Origin of the sequence: Pseudomonas sp. KUIN-1 (assembly GCF_009176725.1) — a bacterium.
GTDB classification, from domain to species: domain Bacteria; phylum Pseudomonadota; class Gammaproteobacteria; order Pseudomonadales; family Pseudomonadaceae; genus Aquipseudomonas; species Aquipseudomonas fragariae.
In genome coordinates, this window is record NZ_AP020337.1 from 1447279 (window position 1) to 1462950 (window position 15672).

Below are 15672 nucleotides of genomic sequence, written 5' to 3' on the forward strand. Positions count from 1 at the left end.
ATAATAGGCTGAGGTTTACATTGAGCCGGGCGGGGTCTGTGGGTATAATGGCGCGCTTCCAATTTCCCGCCCGGGAGCCCCCGCGATGCTGCGTATCAGTCAAGAAGCCCTTACATTCGACGACATTCTCCTTGTGCCCGGTTATTCCGAGGTACTCCCTAACGAAGTCAGTCTGAAAACCCGTTTGACCCGTGGCATCGAGCTGAATATACCTTTGGTCTCTGCTGCAATGGATACAGTCACCGAGGCCCGTCTGGCAATTGCCATGGCCCAGGAAGGCGGTATCGGTATCATCCACAAGAACATGACCATCGAGCAGCAAGCTGCCGAAGTGCGCAAGGTCAAGAAGTTCGAGGCCGGTGTCGTCAAGGACCCGATCACGATCGAAGCCGACGCCACTGTTCGCGATCTGTTCGAACTCACCCGCATGCACAACATTTCCGGCGTACCGGTCCTGCACAATGGCGACCTGGTCGGCATCGTGACGTCCCGCGACGTACGCTTCGAAAACCGTCTTGATGTCCCTGTCCGCGAAGTGATGACGCCCAAAGAGCGTCTGGTCACCGTGCGCGAAGGCGCCGACAAGAACGAAGTGCGCGAACTGCTGCACAAGCACCGTCTTGAAAAAGTCCTGATCGTGGATGCCAATTTCGCGCTCAAGGGCATGATGACCGTCAAGGACATCGAAAAAGCCAAGGCTTACCCGCTGGCCAGCAAGGACGATCAGGCTCGCCTGCGTGTCGGCGCTGCAGTCGGTACCGGCAAGGACACCGGCGAGCGCGTCACCGCACTGGTCGCGGCTGGCGTTGACGTTGTTGTCGTCGACACCGCTCACGGTCACTCCAAAGGCGTGATCGACCGCGTCCGCTGGGTCAAGGAAAACTTCCCTCAGGTGCAGGTCATCGGCGGCAACATCGCCACTGGCGAAGCAGCCAGGGCACTGGTTGCCGCAGGCGCCGATGCAGTCAAGGTCGGTATCGGCCCGGGCTCCATCTGCACCACGCGTATCGTTGCCGGTGTCGGCGTGCCGCAGATCAGCGCCATCGCCAACGTCTCCGCTGCCCTTGAAGGCACTGGCGTGCCGATGATCGCCGACGGCGGTATCCGCTTCTCCGGTGACCTGTCCAAGGCCATCGTGGCTGGCGCCTCCTGTGTGATGATGGGCTCGATGTTCGCCGGTACTGAAGAAGCGCCAGGCGAGATCGAACTGTTCCAGGGCCGTTCCTACAAGGCCTATCGCGGCATGGGTTCGCTGGGTGCGATGTCCCAGGCACAAGGCTCGTCCGATCGCTACTTCCAGGATTCGTCCGCAGGTGCCGAAAAGCTGGTGCCGGAAGGTATCGAAGGCCGTGTGGCCTATAAAGGTCCGTTGTCGGCCATCATCCATCAGTTGATGGGCGGCCTGCGTTCCTCCATGGGTTACACCGGCAGTGCCGATATCGAGCAGATGCGCACCAAGCCAGAGTTCGTTCGCATCACCGGTGCTGGTATGGCTGAGTCCCACGTCCATGACGTGCAGATCACCAAGGAAGCGCCGAACTATCGCGTCGGCTAAAGCCTCCAGCTTCAAGCCCCAAGCAATCAGCTACAAGCGGTAGTTACGCACATGTAACTACCGCATTGATTCCGACAACTTGCCGCTTGCAGCGTATAGCTTGCAGCTGCTCAGAGAGTTTCCATGGCCCTCGACATTCACGCCCACCGTATCCTGATCCTCGACTTCGGTTCCCAGTACACCCAGCTGATCGCCCGCCGCGTGCGCGAAATCGGCGTGTATTGCGAGCTGCATCCGTTTGACATGGACGACGAAGCGATTCGCGAATTCGCTCCAAAAGGCGTGATCCTCGCCGGCGGCCCCGAGTCCGTACACGAAGCCGACAGCCCGCGCTGCCCGCAAGCGGTATTTGACCTGGGTGTGCCGGTTTTCGGTATCTGCTACGGTATGCAGACCATGGCCGAGCAGTTGGGCGGCAAGGTTGCCGGTTCCGAGTTGCGCGAGTTCGGCTACGCTCGCGTTGACGTAGTTGGCAAAAGCCGTCTGCTCGATGGTATCGAAGACCATATCGACGCCGACGGCCTGTTTGGCCTCGACGTATGGATGAGTCACGGTGACAAGGTCACCAAACTGCCGGAAAACTTCCACATTCTGGCCAGCACCCCGAGCTGCCCGATTGCCGGTATGGCTGACGACGCTCGCGGTTACTACGGCGTGCAGTTCCACCCGGAAGTGACCCACACCAAGCAGGGCGGTCGCATCCTGTCGCGCTTCATCCTCGACATCTGCGGCTGTGAAGCACTGTGGACCCCTTCGAAGATTGCTGAAGACGCCATCGCTCAGGTTCGCGCTCAGGTCGGTACTGACAACGTGTTGCTGGGCCTGTCCGGCGGCGTTGACTCCTCCGTGGTCGCGGCGCTGCTGCACAAGGCCATCGGCGATCAACTGACCTGCGTATTCGTCGACAACGGCCTGCTGCGCCTGCACGAAGGCGAGCAGGTGATGGCCATGTTCGCCGAGAACATGGGCGTCAAGGTGATCCGCGCCAACGCCGAAGAGCAGTTCCTGAACAACCTGGCAGGCGAGAGCGATCCAGAGAAAAAGCGCAAGATCATCGGCCGCACCTTTATCGACGTGTTCGATGCCGAGTCCTGCAAGCTGGACAACATCAAGTACCTGGCGCAAGGCACCATCTACCCCGACGTCATCGAGTCGGCTGGCGCGAAAAGCGGCAAGGCCCACGTCATCAAGTCGCACCACAACGTGGGCGGCCTGCCGGAAGAAATGAACCTCAAGCTGGTCGAGCCACTGCGCGAACTGTTCAAGGACGAAGTCCGCCGCCTGGGCCTTGAACTCGGCCTGCCCTACGACATGGTCTACCGCCACCCATTCCCAGGCCCAGGCCTGGGCGTGCGCATCCTCGGCGAAGTGAAGAAGGAATACGCCGACCTCCTGCGTCGTGCCGACCACATCTTCATCGAAGAACTGCGCAAGGCCGACTGGTACCACAAGGTTAGCCAGGCATTCGTAGTGTTCCAGCCGGTCAAATCAGTCGGCGTCGTCGGCGACGGCCGCCGCTACGCCTGGGTCGTTGCGCTGCGTGCGGTGGAAACCATCGACTTCATGACTGCTCGTTGGGCACACCTGCCTTATGAGCTTCTGGAGACAGTGAGCGGCCGGATCATCAACGAGATCGAAGGGATTTCGCGGGTGACTTACGACGTGTCGAGCAAGCCGCCGGCTACGATTGAGTGGGAATGATTGGGTTGCCGGGATTTGCCGGTACCTGCAATCGAAACTGCCCTGGAGCCCGCGTGATTGCGGGCTTTTGGCTTTTTGGGTCTGGCAAACTCAGGCATCTTCATGCATCGCCAAGCACCTTGTTTCTGTGGCATGGTACGCGGCATTGACTGAGCCAAATGCCATGCTTGGTGCTTGATACCATGTCGCCCTAGTAGAGGTGGGCATGGTATCAAATCTCATCATCAGCCCGGTTTCATTGGGTTTTATCGTGGTGCATGAGTGCTTTTCTGAGCATGGTATTTTTTCCATGGAATCCGTAACTACCATGCTGACCGATACCAAGCTGCGTAACCTCAAACCGCAAGAAAAACTCTACAAGGTGAACGACCGCGACGGGCTGTACGTGGCCGTCACTGCTGCCGGTTCCATCTCATTTCGTTACAACTACTCAATCAATGGCCGTCAGGAGACCATCACGTTCGGTCGTTATGGCGTGGGTGGCATTACACTTGCGGAAGCCAGAGAGCGCCTGGGCGAGGCTAAAAAGATGGTTTCGGCGGGTAAGTCACCTGCCAAAGAGAAAGCCCGTGCAAAGGCTCGCACCAAAGGGGCAGAGACGTTTGATGCGTGGGCTGAGAAATGGCTGCGTGGGTATCAGATGGCTGACTCGACGCGTGACATGCGCCGATCGGTTTACGAGCGCGAGCTAAAGCCGCACTTCGGTAATCAGAAGCTGGTGGAAATTAATCATGAGGACCTGCGAACGCTGACTGATGCAATCGTGGAGCGTGGAGCTCCAGCCACGGCCGTGCACTCCCGCGAGATCGTGATGCAGGTGTTTAGATGGGCGATTGAGCGTGGTCAGAAGGTCGAGAACCCGGCTGATCTGGTGCGCCCTGCGAGCATCGCGAGATTTGAGCCACGTGACCGCGCTTTAGGGCCTGACGAAATCGCGTTGATGTATCAGTACCTAGACCGCATCGGCACCGCCTCGTCCGTTAGGGTCGCCGCTAAGCTGTTGTTGCTGACCATGGTCCGCAAAAGTGAGTTGACCAACGCTACTTGGAGCGAGATCAATTTCAGCGAGGCCTTGTGGATCATTCCGAAAGAGCGGATGAAGCGCCGCAACCCCCATTTGGTGTTCTTATCTCAGCAGGCTTTGGATTTCTTCATTGCATTGAAGACGTTTGCCGGCGGTTCAGATTACGTCTTCCCCTCCCGGTACGATTCTGATTTGCCGATGAGTACCGCGACGATCAATCAGGTTCTGACGCTTACCTATCGGCTCGCGCAGAAAGAGGGGCAGCCACTGAGTAAGTTCGGACCACATGATTTGAGGCGCACAGCGAGTACGCTGCTGCATGAAGCGGGGTACAACTCAGACTGGATTGAGAAGTGCCTCGCGCACGAGCAGAAGGGCGTACGGGCCGTCTACAACAAAGCTGAATATCGTGATCAGCGTCGGGCAATGTTGCAGGATTGGGCGGATATGATTGATGAGTGGACGCGCAGAAGAACGCGCTCAGAGAGTTGATTTCGTTTTTTGTAATTGGATAAGCGGGAACTGATCTATTTTGTTCTATCAAAAAACCCACATTCGTGGGTTTTTTCTTTCCCGAAACTATCGTTTGTGGGACACATATTTTCTCGTGGCTTCTGAGGAGAAAACTCCTGACAGAACAACTATATGGCATTGTTTTTTGTCCCGAAACCAGACGTTTGTGGGAATTAACATGCTGATTTAAAAGGGGATTCCCTGATAAATATCGCTGGAATGCTCTGGAAATATGGGGCAATAATCGAACCTCGAAATGCGACAAAACGAGGAGTTCGGTGTGAAGAAAGAATCAAAAAAAGCGGTTGGCGTCCTCATCAGTAAGAAGCAATTGCTGGCGATAATCCCGTTGTGCGAACGCACGATTTACAACTTTGAAAAACAAGGGAAGTTCCCGCGACGCATCGCTTTGAGCAGCCGTAAAGTCGTGTGGGATTTGGCGGAGATCGAGGCATGGATTGATAGCTGTAAGGAGTTCGGCAAGGCACACCGTCCAGGAATGGGGGCCTGAATTGTGGCGATTGATTTGCGGGCTGCGTTCGAGAACGAACCGCCCACTCTGGACTTCATTTGGCCGGGCTTCCTTGCTGGGACGGTAGGAGCCTTGGTAGCTCCCGGAGCCACGGGCAAGAGCTTTTGGGCGTTGGAAGCCGCAATGTCCGTTGCCTGTGCCGCAACCGTTGAAAGCAGAGCAGCCGGTGGTGACTTAGTAGGGCTTGCACCTGCGAAAGCTGGTCGCGTCGTCTATTACGCGGGAGAAGACCCTGAGCCAGCTCTGATTGGGCGGATTCACTCTATCGGCAAACACCTTGAGCAGGAAGCTCGCGAAGCCATCATAGAAAACCTAATGGTCATGCCGATCATGGGAAAACTAATGGACGTGATGGATGAAAGTAAGAGTGCCGAGGTAGTCGAGCAATGCGAAGGCGCTCGACTGATCGTTCTGGATACATTGAGTCGTATTCACACCCTTGATGAGAATAGCAACGGTGAGATGGCTCAGCTTGTCGCTAAGCTTGAGGAAATCGCGGCCATTACAGGAGCGTCACTGCTTTATCTGCACCATGTCAGCAAGGGCAGTGCTCGCGACGGGCAGGCCGATCAGCAGCAGGCAGTACGTGGTGCATCGGCTCTTGTCGATAATCCTCGATGGTGCGGTTTTGTCGCCAAAATGACTGAAAAAGAAGCGCGGAACCATACTGAACGCGTTTATGACCGACAGCCTATCGGGGAAGACCACCGGAAGTTCTTTGTTCGTTTTGGTGTTAGCAAACAGAACTACGATGCCACACCGCTCGATCAATGGTACAAGCGCCACGACGGTGGCGTGCTTGTGCCGGTGGAGTTGGAGGCGGTGAAGAAGGAACGCGCTCTGCACGTCGTAAGTGGGAATGACGATGAGCGGTGGTAACGCCGTGGTCCCCACCAGTACTACCGCACTGGCCCGAGTGAGGCTTTATCAGCCCAGCCAGCGCCCGCAGCATCGCCAAGGCGATTGGATCGATACATCATTTGGGCGTTGTCGCGTGGTAGGTAGACTAGGCCAGAGACACGCCGATACTGTTGAAGCAGTCTTGTATTGCGCAGAACGGCAACGCCCTGTTTCAGATGGCGGTGCGGAGCTTCTGGTAGATCCCGCTCAAGTTAGAAAAACAATTTCCGACAGCCGTTATAGCTTCACACAGATTGAGAAATTGTTTGTGGAGCTGCGCGCCGCAACGATCACGATTGAAACGCCCCAATTTGATTTCCCAATAATCGGCGGATTGATCGACCACGTTATCCCTTCGTCCAAGACACGACCTGATCCCCTAACTGGGGGGCAGCGTAATCTATGGCGGGTGCGCCTTGGTGTAGCACTAGTTATGCTGCTAGAGCATGACTTGAGTTTGTTCTACGATCCGGCCCCTATTGCCCGCCTCCAGCATGGCATCAGCCAAGCGGTAGCTCGGCACGTTTTGAGCCACAAAGTAGAGCCGACAGGCGGTTGGTATCTCGACACCCTTATCGCGGCCGTCGCAGGTACTGTGCCAAGTAAGGCAATGCGTGATGCACGATTCAGGCTAAGGGAAGACACGGATAAATTGAAGGCGTTAGGCCTGACTATCGACGGCAACAGGGTGAGGATAAAAGTTTCTCGCAACGCTTAAGGCGTCGCACACCCGCCCGATAGCGTCGCATACCCGCCCGATAGCGTCGCGCACCCGCCCGAAACGTCGCACACCCGCCCGGAGTTAACAGGATATTCAGGATATTCAGTCCCTGCGCGGCGCAGCCCGCGCTTTAGGCGCGGTCCGGCCTTGCCGGTCGGCCTGCGGCCGTTGGGCACCAAAAAGTAAGAGCTTGGGGCTTTCCGATCCCTTTGGGCTTGTCAGAATGCCCCAGGAGCCGTCAAAAACGCTTTTTAAGCGTGCGGTGATTGCTGTGAGTGCGCATAGTCCCAAGAACGCTCAGAACGGAGCGCAAGGCCTTACAGTGGGTGTGATGGACGGAGTTGAGACGAGTTCGTGCGTATTACAGCCCGATGAGGTGGCACAAGTCCGTGCGTATTACTAATGACGAAGCCCCCGTGTGTTTGTCCGGAGTAGTCGGGTGTAGCCCCCGGCATGAATTATCGCGAGTAGCCCGCAAGGCCGGTGCGTCAACGCGAAGCGTCGTCCACGGCCGCGCAGCCGCGGAAGGGGCGAAGTGTTCGTAGCCAGAATCGAGCAGCTAGGGTGGTCGGCGTCGTGTCCGCGTTGATAGTGGAGGTGTCCCCCTATCCTTCCAGAATTGGACATAAGTCAGGAGAGGCTGCGTTTGGAAAACACAACCCCGCACTGAGGCGGGGTTGTGTGGGGCTGGTCAGCGATCACCGCTTACTTGGCTTCTCTTGCTTCTGTGCTTCCTGCGCTGCCTGCGCTGCCTGGATGGCCATCAACGCCTGCTGATTCAGGGCTGCGTTATTCTTGCTGCCCAGCAAAGGTAGTCGATTCATAGCCTGTGCCCCGGCAAATAGGCGATACGAAGCCGATAGAGCGAGCGGGCTTACGCGAAGCTGCAAGGCCGTGTACTGGCGATCCAGCCTATCGAGTTGCGGCCCGTAGCCCTTGCTACGCAGCCATCGGCCGAGCGCCCACATGCCGATGCCGAACGTAAAAGCGAATACTACGAATCCAGCGAACATCAGAAAGCCCATCATGATTATTTCCCCGTTTTTTCGTTGTTGGAGGCCGTACATGGCACACTCAGCGAGGCTAGGCGACCATTAGTAGGGCTTGCGTCTGAGGCTGGACGGATCACGTTTGAATCCCCCTGCTCGGAATCAGCGGCTAAATCTCCACCGCCGTTTATCGGGGCCGAATTGACCTCGCTATTTGAAGGTGGGGTTGATCCAGCACCAAGGGACAGGCCATGCGCATTCTCCATGCCCGGTACAGCCATTGAAGCCATCACCCCAAGCACCTTTGCACCTCCATTCGCTGTTTGAGAAAGGGCATTTCCCAAGCCTTCAGTACCCCTTTTTGGTGTCTCTTGCTGTTTGTCTTTGTCGTCGTTGTCTTGGATTGCCTTTCCAGCCTGCTTAGCGGCCTGCTGTACGCCGCTGTTAGATTGCTGGGCAGGGCTAGGCCTCGTATTAGCCGTACTGCCCCCTACGCTCGAGCCCGCTGATGTAGAGCCCTTGAGGGCTGCGCCGCCACCAGTGCTAGCACCCACTCCAGAGGATGCGGCATTGGCTGTTGACGCTACCGCACCGGTGCCGGAGTTTGCCGCACCGGCAAAGCTGGAGTTGATAGCGCCAGCCAATCCTCCGCTACCGGCAGCCCCTGCAGCACTTGCACCACCACCACCGGCAGCGCCAAGCGCACCAGCGGCGGCGGGCGCAGCGGCACCGGCCGTGGCGATGGTGGCGACTGCGGCAGCAGCACCGGCTGCGCCAGCCGCTGCCATTCCGCCGATGGTCGAGCCTCCGCCCATTGACGTGCCGCTGATCATCCCGCCAATCAGTTCGGGAATAGTCTTGGTCAGGTAGGCGCATACGAGAGCCAAACCTGCCAATGTCATCAGAGATGCTTCGTCATTGGTATAAGCCGCTAACCAGGACTTAGCCGACGTGACAATAATTCCTACGATCAATGTTAAGACGAACAGCTTGGCACCTACTGCAACAACGAAACGGAGTGGTGCAATTGCAAAATCGCGAGTCCATTGCGAACCGCCGAAACCGAAGAACAGCACGGAGGCATTGATTATGACGTACGACTCTACAAGCGTCACAAACATGAATGCCGCGATAAAGGCGAAGCACAATAAAACCAAACAGCCAACAAGCGCGATAAGGACTGCTTTACCCGGAGAGAAAAGTGAAATTCCTTCCACAATGGTACGTGAGAAGTTGACGGCCACCGCGAACATATCACCGGGCTGAAGCGCACGACCCAAACCGCTAGCTGTGCCTGCCGCTTCTCGGAAACTGTCCACTACGGCTGTTGCCCATGGCACGGAATGCTCAATGACTGCGTAGAAAAAACCAATGACCATGAAGAAGCGGATCAGCTCGCCGACAACTTCGCCTAAGTCAACTTGTTTCATCACTAAAGGCATGAACGTCCAAACCAATTGGATGAGAGCGAGAGACGCCAGTAATTTGAGTGCATAACCCTGTAGTCGTGGTGACCATTCACTTGCAGCTTGATAGAGCATCCGCAAAAGTCCGTTCATTTCATTGCTTTGAGTTACATCTCCTGCTGCCATCGCGCTACCGGCTGAAAGCAAGAGTATTGCACTAATGAGTGGTAGAAATGCTGAGCGTTGCATAGTTAGAAATCCTCAGACGGGCCCCAATTGTTTTTCCGGGCTTCAAAGTTTTTATCCGTGTCTAATTGCATCGAACGATCAGTAGCACCGCAATCTGTGCGGATAGAAACAATGAATCCGGACAGAACAGCACCACTAAGAGCAGAGACGATACATAACCCAGCGATCAGGTTTTTAGATATGAACATAGTTAGAAATCCTCGGAGGGCCCCCAGTTATTTCTACGAGCCTCGAACTTCTGCTCGGCGGCTTCGCTAGCAGCCTTTCGGTCGCCCTGCTGAGCCATATAGTTACCTTGCATATTTATTTGCGTGGCCAGTAGATCGCGCAGTTTTTGCAACTGCTGCACGTTCTGAGACGCTATCTCGTTGCCTGCCTGAATGGCTTGCATCCGGCCCACGGCTGACTGTGAGCGAGCCACCATGTGATCGAGCTGGGTATCCTCAGACTCGAAAGTGCTGGTGTTGAGATTGGCAGCTTCAAGGGCCGCTTTTACGCTGTCGCGGTTTTGCTCTGACCACTTCTGATAGCGCTCACGCGCCGGTACTTCCGCAGAGTTCGCAGCTTGATTTAGGTATGACTGAAAGCCAGGAAAAGCGGTGTTGAACTGAGAGTCCATATTCTGGATCTGGCGGCCTAGGGACTGCGACCGGTTGTAGATGTTGGCCACATTTTTAAGATCGGCCGCGATGCTGCCAAACATGGAATTGGGCAAACCCGTGCCCTGAGTGACCATGTTTTGATACTGCTGAATCTGCGTCTGTAGCTGCTCGGCAGTGTTCAGCGACGTGTTGACTGCTTCGGCGTACTCGAACATCTGTTGATAAAACGTCGAGCAGTTCGAGCAGTAAATTGCGTAGGCGGGAGACGATGCCAAGTAGAGACCCACATTAAGGCTTGTGCTTATCATTGCTAAAATCATTGCAGTGCATCTTCTGGATTTTCGAGCTAATGAAATCGGCGGCTTTAGCGATTCTGCATTCACAACGAATACCTCGTTTTGTCATAGTTCAAGATTCGATTATTGCCCTATATTTCCAGAGCATTCCAGTGATGTTTGTTAAAATTTATCTTTAAAAATCAGTATGTTAATTCCCGCAAACGTCTAGTTTCGGGACGAAAAAAAATGCCATATCGTTGATCTGTCAGGAGTTTTCTGCTCAAGAACCGCAAGAAAAAATGTGTCCCGCAAACATTTGTTTCGGGACAGAAATAAAACCTACTGAAGTGGGCTTTGCAGCTAAAAGGTTTAGCCAAAAGCTAGATGGGATTGCCGCGATGTGGATCGCGCTGAAATCCGGGGTATTTTTCGCCGGTTTTCGGGCGGCCGCTGGTGTGGTCTTGGTTTGACTCCCTTAGCCTCTTGGACAGGATGGGTAGGGGGAGTGATTTGCTCGCCACTTTTTTTCTTTGGTGCCCATCGTCCTTTACTTGGTTCATATCATGCACGCCTTCTGTCTCTGTTTTGCGCATTGAGCAAGTAGGCCGTAACGGAATCCGCCCTAGTTAAAAACTGCGCTGTTACGCGTCTGGGTGCGTTTCTATGCGCCTATTAGCTTCTTTGCGACACACAAAGTGCGCTGGTATGCGCTTCAATGCGTCCTTATGCGTTTAGCCCTCTGTTTCGGGGCTCCGATGGATATTGATCGATTCGAACGCATGGAAACGCACGGAGTTAGACGGCAAGATATGTGTTGTACGGGTACGGGCAAGCCCGTACCCATCCACCACTGCCACTTATTCGCCTTCGGCTCAACGTATCTTGCTCTGCGAGGCGCACAGCCGCTGCCGCGTCTAAGAGCAAAAACACAGCAACAACAGGAGCACCCATGACAGGCAGCACCAAAGAAAAAACAACGGCTCGCCGACGCGGCAAGCCGATAGAGGTTTGGGTCACTGATGAGGAAAAAGAGGCAATTACTGAGCGTGCTAACGAGGCAGGCATGTCCCGTTCTGGCTACCTTCGCGCCCTTGGTTTGAACACTCCGATCCGGTCGGTTGTTGATCTGGTCGCAGTCGCTGACTTGGCCAAGGTCAATGGTGACCTTGGGCGGGTGGCTGGCCTGCTGAAACTCTGGCTGGCAGAGAAGCGAGGAGAAGGGGCTAGCGCCATTGATGTGGATGCATTGATGGTCGATTTCCGGGAACTACAGGTCACAGTTCGAGAAAAAATGGGATTGATCGTCAAAATTCATAAGTGAGCCCGTTTTTGCTTATATCTGTAGCGATCCGATATGCTCTTGGTCGAGAAATTGCCGACAGACCCTCGCCCGTAGTGTGAACCAGTTCAGTCTGCATCTGACACGTTCGAAAAGCGTAATTTCTAAGGCAGCACCGGACCTTACGTGTCACAGTAGCCTGATGCCATATGGGGCGCTACTATCCGACCAACGACGAAGTACTGCTCGTGGTTACGTGGTTGGGCTAAAGAGCACCAGCGCGCAAAAGCCAGTTGTATTGCGTTGTTACGCTCATATGGGGTCAAACCTTGACTAATTCGTGGATAAGGACATGCCTACAATCTAGGGGATAGGTTGTTCGCCAGGGAGGTAAGTGTGAGCGAGAGTAAAACGACCGTACCTACAGGTGCCCAAAGGACCGCCCTTCCTAGTCCAACACCGTGGCCAGGAGCAAACGCCCGGCTTCTAGGTCTCGGCGCAGGTCTGCCTGTTTCCAAGCTTGATCGACTCGCAAGCTTCGATGATAGCCAATTCGAGCGCTTCGTACTCGAATGGGGGAACGACTACCTAAAGGCAAGAGTGCCGGGTGTTTACGAAGTCCAGCTTCGCGGAGGCGCCGGTGATAAAGGGCGAGACGTCATCGTTTGGTTCGATCCACCGAGCGCAGTTCCACGCCGTTGGCATCTGTATCAATGTAAACATTACGCCACCGCGCTAGGGGCAAGCTCTGCTTACGAGGAAATTGGGAAGGTTCTATACTACACTTACGTCGATGACTACTCTTCACTGGCGGAGTATTGGTTTGTTACGCACAAAGGTGTGACGTCATCGTTGCAGGATCTTTTTGACTATCCCGAAAAATTAAGAGCAGGCCTTCTCACGAATTGGGATAAGTATTGCCAGAATAAGATAACTACAAAGAAGAAGGTCGAGCTCACTCCAATGCTCAAAGCGCATATTGAAGCGTTTGATTTCAGCATTTTTCGCGCAAAGCAGCCGCTTGATCTCATATCAGAGCATGCACAGACACGTTATCATCTCGCCGTATTTGGAGCTCCTTTAATCGATCGACCTTTACCACAAAAACCGCCGTCGTCAGTGGCTCCTCTTGAAGCGGTCTACATTGCCCAACTTTACAAGGCAATAAGTCAGAAACTTGGAATTGAAGTGACCAATACTGGCCACTTCAATCATGACACAAAGCTATCCGCTCTCTTTGAACGCTCCAGAATGGCTTTCTATTCGGCCGAAGGCTTAAAGGAACTTGCTCGCGATCAAATGGCCGATATGTCCTACTTTGACACGCTACTCGGCGAATTCTGCGACGGTCTTTATCATTACTATTCTGACGAAGGCCGTGTCGGCCTCGACCGCGTGGTGGACACAGTGAAGGGCGCGCAGTCTCTTCAACTCAGCGATCATGTATTGAAGCCACATGTTGTACCAAATGATCGTGAGGGAATGTGCCATCAAATGGCAAACGATGGTCGAGTGGAATGGTGCTCATCATGACTTATAATTCGGAGTTGACGCCGGTTCGCCCATTCAATAGCCCGCTCGAATGTGGCCTGCGGATGTTGTTTTTGCTAGAAGCTAGCACTGGGCAAGACACAGACCTTCAACGTTTGATCTCCTACGACTACTTGCTAGTGCACTCTGGTGATGTTGTCGGCGGTCCGGAAAGCCTTCACCCCGCAGTTCCTTTTCGAGGTAGCGAGTTCCTCGTAAAAAGAGATCTTGTCCATGCGGGACTTAATCAAATGTGCTCTCGAGAGCTACTCCTTAAAACCTTTGATGCTACAGGCATCCTATACCGTGCCACGACCCTGACGTCGGCTTTTCTAGCACTGATGAGAACGTCGTACGCGTTGGCGTTGCGTGAGCGCTCTAGCTGGGTTATTGAGCATTTTGGAATGTATTCAGACGGCGAGCTTGAAAAATATATGAATGAAAATGTTGGCCGCTGGGGTGGCGAGTTCGAACGGTTGTCCGCCCTAAATGAATTGGAGCTCTGAAGATGTTGCAGCTCCGACAAATAGTTCTTAGAGGCGAAGGTGTCCCGGATGCCTCAATTAAATTTTTACCCGGCGGAAACATCGTAGCTGGTGAGTCCGATACAGGTAAGAGTTATCTGCTTAGGTGCCTAGACTATATTTTCGGCGCCGATGAGATGAAGAAGCGAATTCCAGTAGCAGAGCCTTATTCAAAGTTATATGTTCAGTTTGAGAACAAAGTTGGCGGCGTTTTAACGCTAGAGCGCCATTTGTCTGGCGGTAATCTTGCATCACATACCTGCCTTATCGAAGATATCCAAGGCGCTGGAAAACCGCTAAAGCCGAAGCGAAAAGGCAAAAGTAAGGCCCGAGATATTACTGAGGTACTGTTCCAGTTCGCAGGCTTAAGTGAGGCTGTTCTTCGCAAAAATGATCGAGGGGAAGTGCAGCGCCTTACTATAAGGCAATACCTCCCAGTCTTACTTGTCGACGAGATCGCCATTATCGACGAAAGGTCACCGGTTTTAGGGAAGGGCGGCTTTGATGAGACCCCGCGTAAGCGCATGTTCGCCCATATGCTCACAGGTAAAGATGACGCAGGCGTAATCGCGGCCGAGAAGTCCGAGATTGCCCAAGCGAGGCTTACAGCGCAGCTTGGTCTGATTACCGGGCTCCTTGAACCACTAGAGCATCGGATTCAGCAGGGCCCGATGGCAGATCAAGACTCCATCGAAAAGGTCGAGTTTGCGATAGCCGAGCTGTCTGCCTCGCATTTCGAAATAACCGGCGAACGTGCCAAGTTGCAGGCTGAGCGTACAGAAAAAACTCGATCGCTGAACCGGGCAGAGTCTCAGGTGGTGGCAGCTGACGAGCTCTTGGCTCGGTACCATTTACTTGAAGATCGATATAACTCCGATTTGCAACGCCTTGATTTCGTCACAGAAGGTGCTCATTTTTTTGATGGCTTACAAGAAATAACTTGCCCATTGTGCGAACAGCCAATGACTACCGGTCACGCTCATACTACGCAAGATTCCGTGAGAAATATCTATGAGTCCGCAAGAGCAGAGGCTTCCAAGATTCTTGGTCAGCGCGGCGACCTCGCCTTAGCTATTAAGAGCCTTGAGAGTATCCGGAGCGCTAGATTATCTGAAGTGATCTCATCCAAGGATGCGCTTGCGCTAACCGATCAGAGAACTGTGGACGTTATATCTCCAGCTCTTCAACAAACGGCGGTGCGCCTCGAAGTATTGGTGGCCCGCCGGATAGAGCTTGAGAGGCTAAAAGCTGATGAGGATCAGGCGGGCACACTGCGGCTGATGAGAGATGAAATTGAACGTATGTTCGACGATAAGCCCGGCAAGAGCACTTGGGAGGCACTACCTTCTACAGCTCTCAGATTACTCTGCAAGGAGATAGAGGCCGTCCTAACGGAATGGGAATGGAAGGGTGAAGGACGTGTTGAGTTTGACCAAAAAGAGTTCGACATCATAGTAGATGGCCAGTCTCGGCAATCCCATGGTAAAGGCGTCCGGGCGGTTCTGCACACCGCGTTCACAATCGGGCTACTGCGCTTCTGCAAAATCAATGATTTGCCTCATCCGGGTGTCGTCGTTATTGACTCTCCTCTGACGAGCTATAAAAAAGGAAAACCCGGTGGAGCCAAAGATGGGCCAATCGATGCGGGTATGGAGTCCGCCTTCTGGCGTTCGCTCACGGCGATTGATCCCGGGGTCCAGGTCATCATTGTAGAGAATAAAGAGCCGCCGGCCGACGTGGCGAATGACCTGACATATTATTGGTTTGCGGGAGACACCGGTTCCTCGACCGATCGTAAAGGCTTCATTCCGGCCGCGTGAATCATGTGCGCTAAGTACGGCGCGAAACGTCGAAATGACTGGGTATGCG

13 protein-coding genes are annotated in these 15672 nt (G+C 54.3%); 10 read left to right on the forward strand and 3 right to left on the reverse strand.

Annotated elements, in window-relative coordinates:
* Window positions 1–85: 85 nt before the first annotated feature.
* From guaB to KUIN1_RS07010, 6 genes are all read left to right on the forward strand, one after another.
* Window positions 86–1555, forward strand: a complete 1470-nt coding sequence (gene guaB, locus KUIN1_RS06985; RefSeq protein ID WP_003314194.1) for an IMP dehydrogenase — start codon at window positions 86–88, stop codon at window positions 1553–1555.
* Between the two features lie 123 nt (window positions 1556–1678).
* The gene (gene guaA, locus KUIN1_RS06990) at window positions 1679–3256 is read left to right on the forward strand and encodes a glutamine-hydrolyzing GMP synthase (RefSeq protein ID WP_004406449.1); all 1578 of its coding nucleotides are present in this window, start codon (window positions 1679–1681) and stop codon (window positions 3254–3256) included.
* 307 nt (window positions 3257–3563) lie between these two features.
* The gene (locus KUIN1_RS06995; protein WP_152092432.1) at window positions 3564–4772 is read left to right on the forward strand and encodes a tyrosine-type recombinase/integrase; all 1209 of its coding nucleotides are present in this window, start codon (window positions 3564–3566) and stop codon (window positions 4770–4772) included.
* A 301-nt stretch (window positions 4773–5073) separates the two neighbouring features.
* Entirely contained in the window at window positions 5074–5304 is a 231-nt protein-coding gene (locus tag KUIN1_RS07000; RefSeq protein WP_172980038.1) for a helix-turn-helix transcriptional regulator, read from the forward strand.
* Between the two features lie 3 nt (window positions 5305–5307).
* Window positions 5308–6204: a helicase RepA family protein gene (locus KUIN1_RS07005; RefSeq protein ID WP_152091899.1), complete on the forward strand. Its 897-nt coding sequence runs from the start codon at window positions 5308–5310 to the stop codon at window positions 6202–6204.
* Window positions 6191–6943, forward strand: a complete 753-nt coding sequence (locus KUIN1_RS07010; protein WP_044422432.1) for a hypothetical protein — start codon at window positions 6191–6193, stop codon at window positions 6941–6943. Before KUIN1_RS07005 ends, KUIN1_RS07010 begins: the two co-directional genes overlap by 14 nt.
* Before the next feature lie 701 nt (window positions 6944–7644).
* Here KUIN1_RS07010 and KUIN1_RS07015 read toward each other — a convergent pair.
* The 3 genes from KUIN1_RS07015 to trbJ all read right to left on the reverse strand — a co-directional run bounded on the left by KUIN1_RS07015 (window position 7645) and on the right by trbJ (window position 10512).
* Window positions 7645–7974 carry a hypothetical protein gene (locus KUIN1_RS07015; protein WP_152091900.1) on the reverse strand — a complete coding sequence of 110 codons (330 nt, stop codon included), beginning with the start codon at window positions 7972–7974 and terminating at the stop codon, window positions 7645–7647.
* Between the two features lie 2 nt (window positions 7975–7976).
* Complete coding sequence (trbL, locus tag KUIN1_RS07020) at window positions 7977–9590, reverse strand: P-type conjugative transfer protein TrbL (RefSeq protein WP_152091901.1); 1614 nt, start codon at window positions 9588–9590, stop codon at window positions 7977–7979.
* Window positions 9591–9780: 190 nt separating this feature from the next.
* The gene (trbJ, locus tag KUIN1_RS07025) at window positions 9781–10512 is read right to left on the reverse strand and encodes a P-type conjugative transfer protein TrbJ (protein WP_232060018.1); all 732 of its coding nucleotides are present in this window, start codon (window positions 10510–10512) and stop codon (window positions 9781–9783) included.
* Between the two features lie 907 nt (window positions 10513–11419).
* Here trbJ and KUIN1_RS07035 point away from each other — a divergent pair.
* From KUIN1_RS07035 to KUIN1_RS07050, 4 genes are all read left to right on the forward strand, one after another.
* Window positions 11420–11791: a plasmid mobilization protein gene (locus tag KUIN1_RS07035; RefSeq protein WP_152091903.1), complete on the forward strand. Its 372-nt coding sequence runs from the start codon at window positions 11420–11422 to the stop codon at window positions 11789–11791.
* Window positions 11792–12145: 354 nt separating this feature from the next.
* Complete coding sequence (locus KUIN1_RS07040; protein WP_152091904.1) at window positions 12146–13282, forward strand: ABC-three component system protein; 1137 nt, start codon at window positions 12146–12148, stop codon at window positions 13280–13282.
* Window positions 13279–13785: an ABC-three component system middle component 2 gene (locus tag KUIN1_RS07045; protein WP_197739788.1), complete on the forward strand. Its 507-nt coding sequence runs from the start codon at window positions 13279–13281 to the stop codon at window positions 13783–13785. The genes KUIN1_RS07040 and KUIN1_RS07045 overlap by 4 nt, the downstream gene beginning before the upstream one ends.
* Before the next feature lie 2 nt (window positions 13786–13787).
* Window positions 13788–15623, forward strand: coding sequence for a hypothetical protein (locus tag KUIN1_RS07050; protein WP_152091906.1), 1836 nt, complete (start codon window positions 13788–13790; stop codon window positions 15621–15623).
* Window positions 15624–15672: the final 49 nt, after the last annotated feature.

Coding starts and splice junctions, on each gene's coding strand:
- guaB (WP_003314194.1), top strand. CDS start 86: ATGCTGCGTATCAGTCAAGAAGCCCTTACATTCGACGACATTCTCCTT.
- guaA (WP_004406449.1), top strand. CDS start 1,679: ATGGCCCTCGACATTCACGCCCACCGTATCCTGATCCTCGACTTCGGT.
- KUIN1_RS06995 (WP_152092432.1), top strand. CDS start 3,564: ATGCTGACCGATACCAAGCTGCGTAACCTCAAACCGCAAGAAAAACTC.
- KUIN1_RS07010 (WP_044422432.1), top strand. CDS start 6,191: ATGAGCGGTGGTAACGCCGTGGTCCCCACCAGTACTACCGCACTGGCC.
- KUIN1_RS07015 (WP_152091900.1), bottom strand. CDS start 7,974: ATGATGGGCTTTCTGATGTTCGCTGGATTCGTAGTATTCGCTTTTACG.
- trbL (WP_152091901.1), bottom strand. CDS start 9,590: ATGCAACGCTCAGCATTTCTACCACTCATTAGTGCAATACTCTTGCTT.
- trbJ (WP_232060018.1), bottom strand. CDS start 10,512: ATGATTTTAGCAATGATAAGCACAAGCCTTAATGTGGGTCTCTACTTG.
- KUIN1_RS07035 (WP_152091903.1), top strand. CDS start 11,420: ATGACAGGCAGCACCAAAGAAAAAACAACGGCTCGCCGACGCGGCAAG.
- KUIN1_RS07045 (WP_197739788.1), top strand. CDS start 13,279: ATGACTTATAATTCGGAGTTGACGCCGGTTCGCCCATTCAATAGCCCG.
- KUIN1_RS07050 (WP_152091906.1), top strand. CDS start 13,788: ATGTTGCAGCTCCGACAAATAGTTCTTAGAGGCGAAGGTGTCCCGGAT.